The sequence below is a fragment of the Sporosarcina sp. Y352 genome (genome assembly GCF_056786535.1).
Window position 1 is genome coordinate 548718 of record NZ_JBXCJE010000001.1, and the last position, 15375, is coordinate 564092.

Genomic DNA, 15375 nt, shown 5'->3' on the forward strand with positions numbered 1-15375 from the left:
GTAAAGACAATCAAATCTAAACAGGGTAGCACATTTATTGTGCTACCCTGTTTTTGTATCATTATAATCAGTATCTATAATGATCTACTCACTGTCTCTTCATCCAACTCGTCAAATCTCTAACAAGCTGTGCATTCATGCCCGGTGGAATGAAATGCGTGTATTCTGGGAAGTACCATGTCTCGTATACTTTATTATGTTCACGCAATGCGTTCTCCAATAACACAGCCTGTTGAAATGAGACGTTCTCATCAATCATGCCATGAATGATAAGAACAGGTGCAGTAATTTCATCTACGCGAAACAGCGCTGTCCTTTTTCTGTATTCATCAGGCACGCTGTTCGGCGTTCCACCGATAACTCGCTTCATCATCCGCCGCATGTCTTTCCGTTCTTTGTATGTAAAAATGACATCGGAAACACCCGACCACGTAACAACCGAAGTAATATCCTCACGCAAAATAGCGGTCCACAGAGCCATAATGCCGCCTCGTGAAAACGCGAATAAGTGAATCCTCTCGACGTTTGTCATAGGATTTTGTTTCAGCACGTCTACAGCATTCAACGCATCCTGACGATCGGCACCTGCGAATTCATCCCGACCTTCCCCTCCACGGTTCCCACGGTAGTAAGGAGCGAATACAACGAACCCTTGCGCAGCAAACTGGGCAATTCGAGCTGGACGAACCATTCCTATATGTTGCATGCCGCCTCTTAAATAAAGGATACCTTCATAGGTTCCATGCGTAAGCGGTTGCGCCATAAGCCCTTTCACTCTCAGCCCATCCGAAAAATAAGTGATTTCTTCAAGATAAACGTTTGGGTTTGGCGAAGGATAGGCTTTCCGGTGAATAATAGTGCCATCATAACTCACGTGCTTCCACCCACTTTCTTAAAGCTTCCATTCCCGTACCTTTCATATGAAAACTTAACTCATCACACGCGTCCAGTTCCTCACTTGTCATCCATGTAGCGCCATTCGTTTCGTAAAGTGTTGGATTTTCATCAATTTCTACAACGCTTCCCGTGAATACAGCTTTACAAAATGTGCTATTGCTTCGAACGACATATTCCGCAAAATTTTGCACATCCGTAATTCTAACGCCGGTTTCTTCAATCGTTTCACGAATGGCCGCTTCTTCGATTGATTCCCCTTCTTCTGCTTTGCCACCTGGAAACTCGACACCACGCTCCAAATGACGAGTTAGAAGCCACTTTTCTTTATATTTCAATACAACAAGAACATGCCGAGCAGGCATACTAAATCGATTCTTTCCAAATGACAGCTCGACACGGCCACCGTTTACATCATTAAATGTCAACATTAAAATCCCGTCCTTTCGTTCATTTTAACGAAGGACAGGATGAGTATCAACGAAAATAAGGAAGTTCTTCGATGAATCGCTTCGATGGCTCATCGGTGAACTCATGGATAAGTGCATAAATCCTCATCGTACGTTGATCGACCTTTTCATTATTCCGGCCATAATAATACGGTAAAAACGGTAGATGCGACCTAATAAAGTTCCGTATTTCAAGTTCATCTATCTGTGAAAATAAACGATTGAATACGGGAATATGTTCTTCTGTGATTTTAACTTCATACTCCCACGGTGAATCATCCGGGTGATGATATATTTGCTGATGTACAACTGAAACGTACATATTGTATTTTTCCATGCCAACCCATCCTTTTTTTCTTTTTAGCATGGCTTAAAATGAACAAAAGCATGCATTCCCTTTACGGGAATACATGCTTTTTCTCAAATCAAGTTTGAACGTCGACCGAAGCACCTTTATGAGGATGCGTTGCAGCAGACTGATCAGCTAAACTTTTCAGCATTTCTGTTGCAGCTGCCGTATTCATTGAAAGTGTGTTGTTTAGAACACTCAACCGGACAGTCGATTGCAAACTATTCAATTGACTAGCCATGATGGAACTCATATTCATTTACACCATTCTCCTCACAAGTTTACTATCGGCAAATAGCTGACTTTTTCAATGAAAATTGATTATTTGTTATCTTCCCCAAGGAACGCATTTAGCATCCACTGGTGTTTCTCAATGCTCTGATAAGTTGCATTCAGTAAATCTTCCGTCATGTCATCGCCATCTTTTGCAGCTAATTCCATACCTTTTTTCAACGATTTCATAATTTTACCAAAATCATCGACGACGTTCTTGACCATATCGTCTTCTTTTTCTTTTCCTGTAGCTTCTATCACCACAGACATTTCAAGATGTTCTTTTAAAGAAGCTACCGGATTTCCACCCAGCGTCAACACACGTTCAGCGATTTCGTCCATATGAAGCGTAGCCTCATTATAAAGTTCTTCGAATTTGGCATGCAATGTGAAGAAATGAGGCCCTTTTATGTACCAATGGTAATTATGAAGTTTTGCATACATCACCGACCATGTTGATACTTGCACGTTCAATTCTTCAATAAGTTCTTTTGACATATTAATCTCTCCCTTTGTTATTATATAGTTCGTCCTTCTTTTAATTTACCACTAAAGCCACTACAATAAACATATAGGTACGAATAGGGAGAAATGAAATGAAAAAAATTGTAATAGGCATTATCAAAATCTATCAAAAAGTTATCTCGCCTTTAACTCCTCCGTCTTGTCGTTTCTACCCAACTTGCTCCCATTATGGAATTGAGGCAGTGGAAAAGCATGGTGCATTAAAGGGTTCTTGGTTGGCGGTTCGAAGAATTTCAAAATGTCATCCATTTCATGAAGGTGGATTTGATCCAGTTCCTGAGAAAGACTCAAAAACAAAATAATTCCTAGGATAAGACAGGTAGGCAAAACTGCCGAACTGTCTTTTTTTGATGATAATAAAACCACTTATTTAGTTGCCAAAATAGAAAAGCTCTTGTATGATAAAAAAGTCAGTTCTCTAAATCGGAATGATTACTATTAAATAAATGGAGGTTTTTGCATGAACCGGAAACTGCTAATCATCTTTTCTTTACTCACAATTATAGTACTTTCTGGATGTGGTAATAAGGTGAAGAACACAGAGAATAGTGAATCTGAAAAACTAACAATTTATACTACGGTTTATCCACTACAATACTTTACTGAACGTATTGGTGCTGATCATGTTGAAGTTAAGTCCGTCTATCCCGCTGGAACGGACGAGCACACTTTTGAACCGACACAAAAAGATATGATGTCACTTGCGGAAGCGGATTTGTTTTTCTATATCGGAATGGGCCTTGAAGGATTTGTCGAAAATGCTGAAAAAACATTAAAAAATGAAAATGTCAAAATGATTGCAACAGCAGAAGCTATAACCGAAGAGTCGCTAGAGGAAGCACATGGCCATGATGCAGAACAGGATGAACACGAAGAGCATAATCATGGCAGCATTGATCCGCACGTATGGATTTCGCCAAAACTAAGTATTGAACTTGCATCTTCTATTAAAGACGCATTAATTGTATCAAAGCCTGAAATGGAAATTGAATTTGAAGAGAACTATGAACAATTGAAACTAGAACTTGATGAACTCGATGATAAATTTAAAGAAATGGCTCTGAATGCACCTTCGAAGACATTCTTTGTTTCTCATGCTTCTTTTGGTTATATTGCAAATTCATACGGCCTTGAACAAATTGCAATTGCGGGATTAAATTCGCAAAGCGAACCTTCACAAAAACAATTAACTAAAATTGTTAAAGCAGCGAAGGAGCAGAATGTTCAGTATGTATTATTTGAGCAGAATGTTTCTTCAAAATTGACTGATGTCGTGAGGAATGAAATTGGAGCAGAGTCACTCATGCTTCATAATCTAGGCGTATTAACCGTCGATGATATAAAAAATAATGAAACTTATTTCACTTTGATGAATAAAAATATTGAGACGCTTGAGAAAGCGTTAAATACGAAGTAAATGCGAAAAGGCTATCATGTAATCCAGATTAAATCCGGGTTGCTTGATAGCCTATTTTGTTGCTAAATATGTTGAAATAAAGAATCCTACTAACCGTTGATTTCCGTTTCGAGCGGACGCTTTCCGCGGGCACGGCTTCAATCTCCTCGTCACTACGTTCCTGCGGGGCTTTCAGCAAAGGAAGAGTGAACTTTCTCTTCCTAACCGCTTTTCCCGCTGGATTCGCCGCTCTACACTCCAATCAACTGGAAAGTAGAAAGAATCATAAGTTCAACCTATATAGAAAGTTTAAAACTTAGACTTGTGAATAACCTGCTAGAGGCGGCACTCCTAGTGCGGGTGCAGGCTTTGCCTACTTGAGACGACTCCTTATTCAGTATCCATCCAACTCTTTCAATTTACGACGCATTAGCTTATTAGACCCATTACGCGGGAGCTTTTCGACAAAATGGAACGACTTCGGTACTTTGTAGCGAGCCAATCGCTCTTCGCAAAATAATGTTAACTCTTCAGCCGTTACTTTTCCAGAAACGACAACAAATGCAATGGGGACACTTCCCCACTCTGAATGTTCTTTAGCACAAACGCCTGCCTCACGGACACTTGGATGCGCAACTAACACATTTTCAATTTCAGCCGGATAGACATTTTCGCCACCTGAAATGATTAAATCGGATCTTCTGTCAACGATATATAAATAGCCTTCATCATCCAAGTAGCCGATATCTCCTGTCGGGAACCATCCATCCTCCAAAGGATCTACCCCTTTGAAACGACCGATGTATCCTGGTGTGACGTGCGATCCACGTATTAGAACTTCACCTTTTTCTAATGGTGTTTCAGTATTTTTGATTTTGATTTGATTTAAAAACAAAGGTTTGCCGGCAGAACCCATCTTACGGATGGCATCGTTTGCCGCCAAAGTTGTTGTTTGAGAACTTGTTTCCGTTAAGCCATATGTTTGAAGAACTGGAACTCCAAGCGCTTTTGCTCGATTCAAATAATCGATTGGAAGAGGTCCACCACCGGCTAGCATTGCTTTGAATGTAGGATGAGCAACCTTATTCCTCTCTTCCATTTCACGCAAGACTTTATCAAGCATAAGTGATACGACGGACATATATGTGACTAACCCATTCTCTACTGCACTGGCAGATTTAACTGCATCGAACTTCTCCTGCAATACGACTTCCATTCCATAAAGAACAGAACGGACTAGAATTGAAAAGCCGCTAATATGGAAAAGTGGCATAGCACATAGCCACGCATCCCGTTCGTTAAGCCCCAGATTAAGGACCGATGAAAGTGCACTCGAAACATGATTCCCAACGGTTTGACGGACACCTTTCGGAAATCCTGTCGTACCTGATGTATACATAATTGTAATGGTTCTGTCGGTTTCCCAACTATCCTGGATAATAAATGGCCTTTCAGAGCTCGTGTAAATTGCAGAAAAGTATAACTTCTGTAATGGCATGTCAGCAACTATGCTATGTAAATCATCCGCCACAATTAGCGTGGTAGCACTTGAGTCGTCGAATTGATACTCAATCTCCTTTTTCGTCAACCGGCTATTCAACATGACAATTTCTAGTCCCAATAGCATACAGGCATGAATGACAAATACCATTTCAGCATTGGAAGCCCCAAGTAGTGCAATTCGATCCCCTTCACTTAAACCATTGGCTTTCATTTTCTGCGCAAGAGTCATTGCACGATTTTTTAATTGTATAAATGTCCACTTTTCATCCTTAAATGAAAAAGCTGTTTTATCGGGCGTTAAATATGCCCGCTGTATTAACCAATTTGGAATCATCCAATCACCATCCATTCAGAAAAAGCCACCCGATTAAAGGCAGCTCTTTAAGTATTCATGCAGTTTTATTAAGGGAATCGAGGAAACTGTCCGAATTCCGGTTTACGTTTTTCTTTGAACGCATCGCGGCCTTCTTTCGCCTCATCCGTTGTGTAATAAAGAAGTGTTGCATCACCAGCTAATTGTTGAAGTCCAGCAAGTCCGTCCGTATCTGCGTTCATTGCTGCTTTTACGAAACGAAGTGCAGTTGGGCTCATGCCAAGCATCTCTTCACACCACTGGACAGTCTCGTCTTCCAATTGTTCATAAGGAACCACAGTGTTAACTAAACCCATTTCGAGTGCTTCCTGTGCGTTGTATTGACGGCATAAGAACCAGATTTCACGCGCTTTCTTATGACCGACGATTCGTGCCAAGTATCCTGAACCGTAACCTGCGTCGAATGAACCGACTTTCGGTCCTGTTTGTCCGAAAACTGCATTTTCTGCAGCAATCGTCAAATCACAGACAACATGCAGAACGTGTCCGCCGCCGATTGCATATCCTGCAACCATTGCCACAACCGGTTTTGGAATAACCCGGATTAGGCGCTGCAAGTCCAGAACGTTAAGACGCGGTATTTCATCTTCACCGACATAGCCGCCGTGACCACGAACTGATTGGTCTCCGCCTGAACAGAATGCTTTCTCGCCTTCCCCTGTTAATACGATGACTCCAATGCTCTGGTCGTCCCGTGCGCGTGAAAATGCGTCGATTAACTCTGATACCGTTTTAGGTCGGAATGCATTGCGCACTTCCGGACGGTTGATTGTTACTTTTGCAATCCCGCCATACTGTTCGTATTTGATGTCTTCGTATGTACGTATCGTTTCCCATTGACGTGTCATAGTGACCCTCCTCGATTTTTCAACTCTGAAACATGCTGCTCTACCATTGTAGCAAATGTACCCGGTTTTTCCACATGAATTGCATGCCCAACGTGTTTTATCGTTTCATGGCGGACATTGTGAAATTTATCATGCATTTCCCGGGAAATATTTACGAACTTAGTGTCGAGTTCTCCCGTTATTAGCAAAACAGGCAGATTGAACGTCTCAAGACATTCCCAATAAGACTGTTGGCTGCCTGTGCCAATGCCGAGTAGGCTGTTGGCTAGTCCATTACCCCTTTGACCTAGCCGCTCATTTCTGATTTTTATCTGTTTTTCTTTAGGTAAACTTTTCTGTGTTGCAAATAACTGAACGTTTTCCCAAAAGTCGACGAATGAAGGTAACCCATCTTTCAATATTCTTTCTGCCAAACGTTTATCCGCTGCTTTTCTTTCATTTCTTTCATTTTCTGTCTTTAAACCTGGAGAAGAGCTTTCTAGAATTAATGATGAAATCCGATTCGGATAATTAATTGTATAAGCCAGAGCGATACGCCCACCCATGGAATAACCTATCAATATGAATTGATCAAGTGATAACACAGTAAATAATTCCTCGAGATCGGCTAATTGCTGTTCCATCGTGTATCTATTTACATCATCTGGAATACTCGATTTCCCGTGTCCAGTCAAATCGACAGCTATTGTTCTGTATTTACCTCTGAATAATTCAACTATTTCACGCCATGAAGCAGTGCTACCTGTGAATCCATGTAGTAGAACGACAGAGGGTAACTGTTCTTCACCCGAAATTTCTACATTTATATCTATGCCCCGAATGCGAATCGTCTTGTTACTCATCCTGCTCAATCCTAGCGGTAATTTGTTTCCATAGGTCACGGTGTGCAACGACGTTTGCCTGTCGATTTGTAAATACTTCTATGATGCGCACTGGTTTATTTTTCACTTTAGCTAACTCTATCCCAAACTCTTCTGGGGTTGTTATCGCTGCATACTGAGCGTCATACATAGCTGCTATGTGACCAAACGTTAACCCTGTAGGTGTACCAAATAATTCTTCAAAATGACGGCCTGCTTCAGCTTGTGGAAGGTATGAGAATATACCACCACCGTCATTATTGATAATTACAATAGTCAAGTCAACCTCATGAAAACGAGTTACAATAAGCCCATTGACGTCATGCAAGAACGACAGATCGCCTATTAATAGCCACGCCGGTCTCTTTCTATTGGTCTGGACACCGAAAGCTGTCGAGACAACGCCATCAATTCCGTTCGTCCCACGGTTGGCAAAAATCGCTATATCTTTGGTCGTTTTCCTAAAAAACGTATCAACATCACGGATTGGCATACTGCTACCAGTAATTAAGTCGCTGCCGGAGGGAAGATGCTCAAAAAGCAACTTTGCAAAAATCCCTTCATCTCCGTCAACTCCCGTGTATTCATCGGTGATTGCAGATGCAGCATCATTCGCTAGTGTCCATGACTCCGAAAAAGATGTCTTTTGTTTTTCGACCAATATTCTTAATACCGTTTCAGGTGAAGCCTGGATATGATGGGTAACAATACCAAGTGAATCTCGGAATTCCGGTGATTCATCAACCGTGATAACGTTCGCTGGTCGCATTGCTTTCAAATATAGTGAAAGTGGTTTCGAAACCGGTTGTGTACCGAATCGAATCACAGTATCAGGTACAGATTTCCCTTTGAATAACTCGCTCTTTAATATTGCATCATAATGATCAATACATAGTGAACGGCATTGCTCTGGTATTTCCGTACGAAGATTTGATATCGGATCGCACAATACCGGCCATTCCAGCGCTTTTGCAAAGCTCCAGAAAAGCTCTTTATTTAATCCTACTGGCATTTCCCCAGCAATAATTATTCCCTTTTCTGAACGAGCAAGTAACAAGGTAATCTGTTGAATCGTTTCTAGATCCAGACTATCTACACTTTGAATCCTTTTCTGGAAAGTCATTTTGGGTATCTCACGATCAAAATCAATGAGTAGCGGTTCACGGAACGGAACATTTAAATGGACCGGTCCGCGTGGAGCTGTAGTTGCTACCGATAATGCCCGACTTATATGTCTATCGATAAAGTCATCAATGTCTGTATTTTTTTCTGCAAGTGGGAAGTCTACACTATGTTTCACATGCTTACCGTACATTCGAATTTGATCGATTGCCTGTGGTGCTCCAACTTCTCTTAGTTCGTGTGGGCGATCCGCAGTAATAACAATTAGTGGGATTCGCGCATAGTACGCTTCTGTTATCGCAGGATGATAGTTGGACGCTGCTGTACCTGATGTACATAGGAGAACGATAGGATCAGAAGAGGCCTTTGCCATTCCAAGTGCAAAATAGGCTGCTGAGCGTTCGTCTACTTGCATATACACATCAAGCTCATCTGTTGAGGCAAATGCATATGCGAGTGGTGTCGAACGAGAGCCCGGACTAATGACCACAGTTTTCACACCGGCCATCATCAAAGCACTGGTCATTCGTCGAACATAATCAGTCAAAACTATTCGGTTATCCATTCAATTTACCCCCAAGTGCACGTATGACCGGTCTGAATTTCACCCATGTTTCGTCGTATTCCTTATCAGGTTCAGAATCCGCCACAATACCGCCCCCCGCATACAAATATGCACTATCCCCATCGAGTAGTGCAGAGCGGATAGCCACAGCAAATTCACCATTTCCTGCTGTATCCGTCCAGCCGATTGGTGCTGCATAATATCCTCGATCCATGTTTTCCTCAGTGCGAATCAGTTCCATCGATTTTTCTGTCGGAACACCGCCAAGTGCCGGAGTTGGATGGAGAGCCTGAACCATGCTAAAAATATCAGTCCCATGTTCAACTTTCCCCTCAACTGGTGTTAACAGATGCTGTATATCACGAACTTTCATTAATTTCGGTACTTTTGAAACTTTGACATCTGTACAAAAAGTTTCAAATACTTGTGAAATCATATTTACAACGTATTGATGCTCTTCCCTATTTTTACGATCTTCAAGAAGTTGATCACCAAGTTTCCGGTCTTCAGCCGCTGATTTACCACGTTTGATAGACCCTGCTACACATGCAGAGTACGCCCGTCCGTTTGATATTTCTATAAGCCGCTCTGGAGTAGCACCGAAAAATAGTTGACCTTCTTTTTGCAAACCGAAGTGGTAACTTTCTTGTTGTTCGTTCGTAATATGGTGAAGTGCCGTGACAGCAGGTACTTTATCTTTAAAGTTTAATTTTATCGCTCTTGCAATTACAACCTTCTCCGCTTCACCATTATTAATTCGTTCTGTAATATCAACTAACGTTTCCATATAATGATTTTTCGCTAGCTCCTCAATAGATACAACTTCTGGCTTGGTATGAAGAGCGAATTCTTCCACTTGTGCAATATGGATAAGACGATCCCTTTCCTCGCGCAACTTTTCAAACTGCTCCGCAGCATCATTGCTTTTTGTAACTAGGTTTATGGAGATGGCAGTCTTGCCATTTGTAATTGATAGCTGGAAAGCAGGCACAACAAAATGAGCAGATGGAAATGCATCCCACTCTGTTCCCTTATTACTTTTAGGATCAAATGAGAAACCTCCGAAAAGAACAGGCTCCCGATCATTTTCTTCCTTTATAAGCGCCGCACACAAGTTTTTCCAGCTTTCTGAAATAACCTCAAAACGATTCTCCGTTTCTTCACTGGTCAATACAGTAGCATGTCCAATTCCAACAAGTGTTAATGTTTTATCTGCATTTTGCCAATAAAACCGTTCATCTTTATAACATGAATCCCCTGCCTCAAAAAATGCAAGTGGTGATATTCGATCCGCATCAACAGTTTCTGTGAAAAAGCGCATTTCATGCTGACTAACTTTTAATTTAGATTCGCGGGTAGTGGTCAACTTCCGATTCATTATTTTCCCTCCGCACATTCATACGTCAAATTTTGAGCTTATTCCTTTATTCTATTATACCGAAACTGTAGCGTTTCGGCACATAATATGCAGTCTCTCTGTTCACTCCACCAATTATGGAGTACAATGGATGAGGTCATTATGAACCTCCTACGACTGAAATCATGGGTGTTCTTGGCTTAATCACAAATGTAGGGAGAGAATCATAATGCAACAGAAAATAGAAGCGGATTCAGGTTGGCGAATTTGGTGGCAGCTAACCCGACCTCATACACTCACTGCAGCTTTTGCACCAGTTTTCCTCGGTACAATGATTGCGTTGACATATGGGGACATTCATTTTCCTCTATTTTTCGCTATGCTTATTGCAAGTATATTCATTCAAATGGCGACAAATATGTTCAATGAATACTATGATTTCAAAAGAGGTCTCGATACAGAACAATCCATAGGTATCGGAGGTACAATTGTCCGGAATGGCGTCAAACCGAAAACGGTGTTGAACCTTGCCTTTATGCTTTACGGAATCTCCATTCTTATAGGAGTATACATATGCATGGAAACGTCGTGGATGCTTGCAGTGGTCGGTGGCATATCCATGATAATTGGTTATTTTTATACAGGCGGTCCATATCCAATCGCATACACGCCTTTTGGGGAACTCTTTTCCGGAGTTGTCATGGGAATGCTACTAATCCTCATTGCATTCTATATTCAGACAGGAACGATCACGACAGAAGCAGTACTTCTATCCATACCAAGTATGTTGCTTGTCGCGGGTATTATGATGGCAAACAATATACGTGATTTGGAAGGAGATAAGGAAGGCGGACGGAAGACGCTTGCGATTCTAGTTGGCCGTTCTAATGCAATTACCATCCTAATGCTATTTTTCATCGTATCTTATGGTTGGGTTGTAGCACTGATTCTCTTTGGACATCTCACTCCATGGGCGTTAATCATATTCTTAAGTCTAAAAAAACCGGCATCTGCAATCGCCGTGTTCCGAAATAACCACCTACCCATACATGTGAACCCTGCCATGAAAAACACTGCAATCACAAACACGCTGTTTGGATTACTATTAGGCACTGGAATCCTCATTGGACATCTTCTTTTTTAATATTTAATCAAAAAAAGTCTGAACCATCACTCTGATGGATCGGACTTTTTTTGTTCGAATGTTTAAAAAGGACTTCAAGAAGGAAAGTAAAAAGAATAGAAAACAATCCATTCCATGCTCATTAAGCAAGTTATTAATGAGCATACTGATACTATTACTGAAAAGGACGTGGCAAAACATGTTAGATGCGAAACAAACAGAGACATTAAAAAAAGAGTTACATGAAATGATGGATCATTTAACCAAAACAGCAAAAGAAACCGATATTAAAGATAGTCCGTTAGAAGAAGTCGGAGAACTTTCTATGTATGACAATCATCCTGCTGACATGGGTACTGAACTGTTTGAGAGAGAGAAAGACGTAGCACTGAACGTGCATGCAGGCTCTGAGCTTAATAAAGTAGAAAACGCCTTACAAGCAATGGAGGATGGTTCTTATGGAAAATGCGAAGTATGTCAAACGGATATACCATTTGAGCGGCTTGAGGCAGTTCCTTATACCACTCTTTGCATTGAACATGCGACAGAGCAAGAAGTACCTCTAGACAGACCCGTAGAAGAAGATACTCTTACCATGGCCAACCCTAACTCATTCGCCGATCGAAAGTTGGGAACAACTCGGGAAAGTGAAGATAGCTTTCAGGAAATTGCAAAATCCGGTACATCTGAAACCCCTTCAGATTTTAGTGGGGATCACGCCAGCTACAATACGCTATACGACAACGAGATTTCAGACGGTGCAGCTGAAGAAATTGAAGAATTCACTGGCACCGATATAAATGGTCAATCAAGGGGTTTTGTACGATCCGATGCTTCTGACAAATACGAAGATGAATTGGATAATGAAGGTATTGAATCCCCACTTGGCGACATTCCATATCATGAAAGCGATGGTTATGTTGACGGCAAAAGAAAATGAATTAATTTGTTAATTGAGTCAATTGGTATAGGTTTTTAATTTACGGTGCTAGATACAATGGAAGTAGATTCCATTGTATCTATTAGCAATTGTTGAGTACAAAACCAAGTCGAAAAAGTATATTCAGGTTTACAATACACAAGATAATTAAGCAAATGTACCGATTCATAGTAGTAGGAAAAGACTTGTCCCCACAAGCAGTAAACGGCGAGTCCAGACATGAAATCCAATCATTAAAATTATCTTTCTAAACAATAAAAAAGCAGTAATACAAGTTTAATAAAAAACTTGTATTACTGCTTTTATTATGACCCCTACGGGATTCGAACCCGTGATACCGCCGTGAAAGGGCGGTGTCTTAACCGCTTGACCAAGGGGCCAAATTATATGGCGGAGAAGGAGGGATTCGAACCCTCGCACCGCTTTCGCGATCTATACCCTTAGCAGGGGCACCTCTTGAGCCGCTTGAGTACTTCCCCATATAAATGGCTCCGCAGGTAGGACTCGAACCTACGACCGATCGGTTAACAGCCGATTGCTCTACCACTGAGCTACTGCGGAATGGTGGGCCTAAGTGGACTCGAACCACCGACCTCACGCTTATCAGGCGTGCGCTCTAACCAGCTGAGCTATAGGCCCTCTTGGAGCGAGTGAAGGGAATCGAACCCTCATCATCAGCTTGGAAGGCTGAGGTTTTACCACTAAACTACACTCGCATAAAAATGGTGGCTCAGGACGGAATCGAACCGCCGACACAAGGATTTTCAGTCCTTTGCTCTACCGACTGAGCTACTGAGCCACGTATTTGATTTAAGTTAATTACTTATCTTAAACCCTATAATACTAATAAAAAATGGCGGTCCCGACCGGGATCGAACCGGCGATCTCCTGCGTGACAGGCAGGCATGTTAACCGCTACACCACGGGACCATTTGGTTGCGGGGGCAGGATTTGAACCTGCGACCTTCGGGTTATGAGCCCGACGAGATACCACTTCTCCACCCCGCGACAACAATATAAGTATTATTTAATTTTACCACTAGTAAAAATGGAGGAGGTAGAGGGATTCGAACCCCCGCGGGATTTGACTCCCCTGTCGGTTTTCAAGACCGATCCCTTCAGCCGAGCTTGGGTATACCTCCATGGCTGTATAATAAATAAGTGGTGGACCTTGCAGGACTCGAACCTGCGACCGGACGGTTATGAGCCGTCTGCTCTAACCAACTGAGCTAAAGGTCCTTTAAGATGGCGGCAGAGGGGATCGAACCCCCGACCTCACGGGTATGAACCGTACGCTCTAGCCAGCTGAGCTACGCCGCCAGGATAATTTAAATAGTTTTTGTAATTGGTGGAGCCTAGCGGGATCGAACCGCTGACCTCCTGCGTGCAAGGCAGGCGCTCTCCCAGCTGAGCTAAGGCCCCAATGTAAGGGTTAGTTAATTAAGTAATAATTCGATTTAAGATGATAGTTTATTTAAGCGGTGAATCTGCTTAAAAAGCTTAATGGTCGGGAAGACAGGATTCGAACCTGCGACCCCTTGGTCCCAAACCAAGTGCTCTACCAAGCTGAGCTACGTCCCGATGTTTATTAAATTTTAAAATATAATGGTGCGCCCGGCAGAAGTCGAATCCACAACCTCCTGATCCGTAGTCAGGTGCTCTATCCAATTGAGCTACGAGCGCATATAAGTGTAAAAAGTTATTTATGCCGAGAACCGGAATCGAACCGGTACGATAGTCACCTATCGCAGGATTTTAAGTCCTGTGCGTCTGCCAGTTCCGCCACCCCGGCAAAAATATGGAGCGGAAGACGGGATTCGAACCCGCGACCCCGACCTTGGCAAGGTCGTATTCTACCACTGAACTACTTCCGCACTATAAGTGCGGGTAAAGGGAGTCGAACCCCCACGCCCGAAGGCACTAGATCCTAAGTCTAGCGCGTCTGCCAGTTCCGCCATACCCGCAATATATAAATTGACCTTATTTCATAAAAAATGGTGAGCCATGCAGGATTCGAACCTGCGACCCTCTGATTAAAAGTCAGATGCTCTACCAACTGAGCTAATGGCTCGAAAAGTGGTGCCGGAGAAAGGACTTGAACCCTCAACCTACTGATTACAAGTCAGTTGCTCTACCAGTTGAGCTACTCCGGCATTATTCATACGAAGTGAATCCGTAATGAAATTTCTTTAAAACGAAAGTTCGTGTTTTAAAAAAATTGGTGGAGGATGACGGGCTCGAACCGCCGACCCCCTGCTTGTAAGGCAGGTGCTCTCCCAGCTGAGCTAATCCTCCTGGGTAATCATTTCAACAAACTAAATAAAGTTTAAACATTTCTACTTACTCAATCATTTCTATGTATTAATGGCTTGTCCCACATAATGAGTCTTAAGCTTCTTATTACAAAGATCTAAACTGTATGTAATGAATGTTTAGGCCCGGCGACGTCCTACTCTCACAGGGGGAAACCCCCAACTACCATCGGCGCTGAAGAGCTTAACTTCCGTGTTCGGTATGGGAACGGGTGTGACCTCTTCGCAATCGTCACCAGACCTTCATCGTCTTATTTCTAAGACAATACTCATTATAACAACTCTCAAGCTAATTGCAAGCACTATTTTTATGAACGGTACTTATTCGTTCAAAACTGAATGAAACAGACATTGTGTGCATGAATCAGGGTAATCAAGCCCTCTTCAAAATTGGTTAAGTCCTCGATCGATTAGTATCCGTCAGCTCCACACGTCGCCGTGCTTCCACCCCAGACCTATCAACCTCATCTTCTTTGAGGGATCTTA

General features: G+C 42.2%; 14 protein-coding genes, 20 tRNA genes and 2 rRNA genes. 4 read left to right on the top strand and 32 right to left on the bottom strand.

The window, feature by feature from the left end; all coding sequences use genetic code 11:
- Window positions 1-88 precede the first annotated feature (88 nt).
- The 5 genes from AC1TO6_RS02840 to AC1TO6_RS02860 all read right to left on the bottom strand — a co-directional run bounded on the left by AC1TO6_RS02840 (window position 89) and on the right by AC1TO6_RS02860 (window position 2463).
- Window positions 89-874, bottom strand: a complete 786-nt coding sequence (locus AC1TO6_RS02840) for an alpha/beta hydrolase family protein (RefSeq protein ID WP_482100081.1) — start codon at window positions 872-874, stop codon at window positions 89-91.
- On the bottom strand, window positions 864-1325 hold the full coding sequence (locus AC1TO6_RS02845) for an NUDIX domain-containing protein (protein ID WP_482100082.1): 462 nt from the start codon (window positions 1323-1325) through the stop codon (window positions 864-866). The genes AC1TO6_RS02840 and AC1TO6_RS02845 overlap by 11 nt, the downstream gene beginning before the upstream one ends.
- Window positions 1326-1371: 46 nt before the next feature.
- Window positions 1372-1680, bottom strand: a complete 309-nt coding sequence (locus AC1TO6_RS02850) for a transposase (protein ID WP_482100083.1) — start codon at window positions 1678-1680, stop codon at window positions 1372-1374.
- Window positions 1681-1768: 88 nt separating this feature from the next.
- Complete coding sequence (locus tag AC1TO6_RS02855) at window positions 1769-1951, bottom strand: putative motility protein (protein WP_482100084.1); 183 nt, start codon at window positions 1949-1951, stop codon at window positions 1769-1771.
- Between the two features lie 62 nt (window positions 1952-2013).
- The gene (locus AC1TO6_RS02860) at window positions 2014-2463 is read right to left on the bottom strand and encodes a Dps family protein (protein WP_482100085.1); all 450 of its coding nucleotides are present in this window, start codon (window positions 2461-2463) and stop codon (window positions 2014-2016) included.
- 98 nt (window positions 2464-2561) lie between these two features.
- Here AC1TO6_RS02860 and yidD point away from each other — a divergent pair, with 98 nt between their 5' ends.
- Both yidD and AC1TO6_RS02870 read left to right on the top strand, forming a co-directional pair.
- Complete coding sequence (yidD, locus tag AC1TO6_RS02865; RefSeq protein ID WP_482100086.1) at window positions 2562-2792, top strand: membrane protein insertion efficiency factor YidD; 231 nt, start codon at window positions 2562-2564, stop codon at window positions 2790-2792.
- Window positions 2793-2950: 158 nt separating this feature from the next.
- The gene (locus AC1TO6_RS02870) at window positions 2951-3907 is read left to right on the top strand and encodes a metal ABC transporter solute-binding protein, Zn/Mn family (RefSeq protein ID WP_482100087.1); all 957 of its coding nucleotides are present in this window, start codon (window positions 2951-2953) and stop codon (window positions 3905-3907) included.
- Window positions 3908-4280: 373 nt separating this feature from the next.
- Here the strand turns inward: AC1TO6_RS02870 and AC1TO6_RS02875 are convergent, their stop codons facing one another.
- The 5 genes from AC1TO6_RS02875 to AC1TO6_RS02895 are packed head-to-tail and all read right to left on the bottom strand — an operon-like array spanning window position 4281 to window position 10535.
- A complete protein-coding gene (locus AC1TO6_RS02875; protein WP_482100088.1) occupies window positions 4281-5738 on the bottom strand; it encodes an o-succinylbenzoate--CoA ligase in 1458 nt (485 codons plus the stop codon).
- 53 nt (window positions 5739-5791) lie between these two features.
- The gene (gene menB / locus AC1TO6_RS02880) at window positions 5792-6610 is read right to left on the bottom strand and encodes a 1,4-dihydroxy-2-naphthoyl-CoA synthase (protein ID WP_482100089.1); all 819 of its coding nucleotides are present in this window, start codon (window positions 6608-6610) and stop codon (window positions 5792-5794) included.
- Entirely contained in the window at window positions 6607-7452 is an 846-nt protein-coding gene (gene menH / locus AC1TO6_RS02885) for a 2-succinyl-6-hydroxy-2,4-cyclohexadiene-1-carboxylate synthase (protein ID WP_482100090.1), read from the bottom strand. The genes menB and menH overlap by 4 nt, the downstream gene beginning before the upstream one ends.
- On the bottom strand, window positions 7445-9157 hold the full coding sequence (gene menD / locus AC1TO6_RS02890) for a 2-succinyl-5-enolpyruvyl-6-hydroxy-3-cyclohexene-1-carboxylic-acid synthase (RefSeq protein WP_482100091.1): 1713 nt from the start codon (window positions 9155-9157) through the stop codon (window positions 7445-7447). The genes menH and menD overlap by 8 nt, the downstream gene beginning before the upstream one ends.
- Window positions 9150-10535 (bottom strand): isochorismate synthase, encoded by a 1386-nt coding sequence (locus AC1TO6_RS02895; RefSeq protein WP_482100092.1) that lies wholly within the window; start codon window positions 10533-10535, stop codon window positions 9150-9152. Before AC1TO6_RS02895 ends, menD begins: the two co-directional genes overlap by 8 nt.
- A gap of 208 nt (window positions 10536-10743) precedes the next feature.
- On the opposite strand from AC1TO6_RS02895, the gene AC1TO6_RS02900 reads away from it, so the two are divergent.
- Window positions 10744-11658 carry a 1,4-dihydroxy-2-naphthoate polyprenyltransferase gene (locus AC1TO6_RS02900; RefSeq protein WP_482100093.1) on the top strand — a complete coding sequence of 305 codons (915 nt, stop codon included), beginning with the start codon at window positions 10744-10746 and terminating at the stop codon, window positions 11656-11658.
- Window positions 11659-11836: 178 nt separating this feature from the next.
- The gene (locus AC1TO6_RS02905; RefSeq protein ID WP_482100094.1) at window positions 11837-12577 is read left to right on the top strand and encodes a TraR/DksA C4-type zinc finger protein; all 741 of its coding nucleotides are present in this window, start codon (window positions 11837-11839) and stop codon (window positions 12575-12577) included.
- A 308-nt stretch (window positions 12578-12885) separates the two neighbouring features.
- On the opposite strand, the gene AC1TO6_RS02910 is transcribed toward AC1TO6_RS02905, so the two are convergent.
- The 22 genes from AC1TO6_RS02910 to AC1TO6_RS03015 all read right to left on the bottom strand — a co-directional run.
- A tRNA-Glu gene (locus AC1TO6_RS02910) sits at window positions 12886-12957 on the bottom strand.
- 8 nt (window positions 12958-12965) lie between these two features.
- Window positions 12966-13056: transfer RNA gene (locus AC1TO6_RS02915), tRNA-Ser, on the bottom strand.
- Between the two features lie 7 nt (window positions 13057-13063).
- Window positions 13064-13138 (bottom strand) — tRNA-Asn (locus tag AC1TO6_RS02920).
- 1 nt (window position 13139) lies between these two features.
- A tRNA-Ile gene (locus tag AC1TO6_RS02925) sits at window positions 13140-13216 on the bottom strand.
- Window positions 13217-13219: 3 nt separating this feature from the next.
- Window positions 13220-13293: transfer RNA gene (locus tag AC1TO6_RS02930), tRNA-Gly, on the bottom strand.
- 7 nt (window positions 13294-13300) lie between these two features.
- Window positions 13301-13376 (bottom strand) — tRNA-Phe (locus AC1TO6_RS02935).
- 55 nt (window positions 13377-13431) lie between these two features.
- A tRNA-Asp gene (locus tag AC1TO6_RS02940) sits at window positions 13432-13507 on the bottom strand.
- Window positions 13508-13510: 3 nt separating this feature from the next.
- Window positions 13511-13585 (bottom strand) — tRNA-Met (locus AC1TO6_RS02945).
- Window positions 13586-13626: 41 nt separating this feature from the next.
- Window positions 13627-13719 (bottom strand) — tRNA-Ser (locus AC1TO6_RS02950).
- Between the two features lie 20 nt (window positions 13720-13739).
- Window positions 13740-13816, bottom strand: a tRNA-Ile gene (locus AC1TO6_RS02955).
- Between the two features lie 7 nt (window positions 13817-13823).
- Window positions 13824-13897: transfer RNA gene (locus tag AC1TO6_RS02960), tRNA-Met, on the bottom strand.
- Window positions 13898-13923: 26 nt separating this feature from the next.
- Window positions 13924-13999: transfer RNA gene (locus AC1TO6_RS02965), tRNA-Ala, on the bottom strand.
- 82 nt (window positions 14000-14081) lie between these two features.
- Window positions 14082-14158: transfer RNA gene (locus tag AC1TO6_RS02970), tRNA-Pro, on the bottom strand.
- Window positions 14159-14183: 25 nt separating this feature from the next.
- Window positions 14184-14260: transfer RNA gene (locus tag AC1TO6_RS02975), tRNA-Arg, on the bottom strand.
- A 23-nt stretch (window positions 14261-14283) separates the two neighbouring features.
- A tRNA-Leu gene (locus AC1TO6_RS02980) sits at window positions 14284-14369 on the bottom strand.
- A 7-nt stretch (window positions 14370-14376) separates the two neighbouring features.
- Window positions 14377-14451: transfer RNA gene (locus tag AC1TO6_RS02985), tRNA-Gly, on the bottom strand.
- A gap of 8 nt (window positions 14452-14459) precedes the next feature.
- Window positions 14460-14541, bottom strand: a tRNA-Leu gene (locus AC1TO6_RS02990).
- A 31-nt stretch (window positions 14542-14572) separates the two neighbouring features.
- Window positions 14573-14648 (bottom strand) — tRNA-Lys (locus tag AC1TO6_RS02995).
- Window positions 14649-14654: 6 nt separating this feature from the next.
- A tRNA-Thr gene (locus tag AC1TO6_RS03000) sits at window positions 14655-14730 on the bottom strand.
- A 66-nt stretch (window positions 14731-14796) separates the two neighbouring features.
- A tRNA-Val gene (locus tag AC1TO6_RS03005) sits at window positions 14797-14872 on the bottom strand.
- 141 nt (window positions 14873-15013) lie between these two features.
- A 5S ribosomal RNA gene (rrf, locus tag AC1TO6_RS03010) occupies window positions 15014-15129 on the bottom strand.
- A gap of 150 nt (window positions 15130-15279) precedes the next feature.
- Window positions 15280-15375, bottom strand: a 23S ribosomal RNA gene (locus AC1TO6_RS03015); the annotation flags it as partial.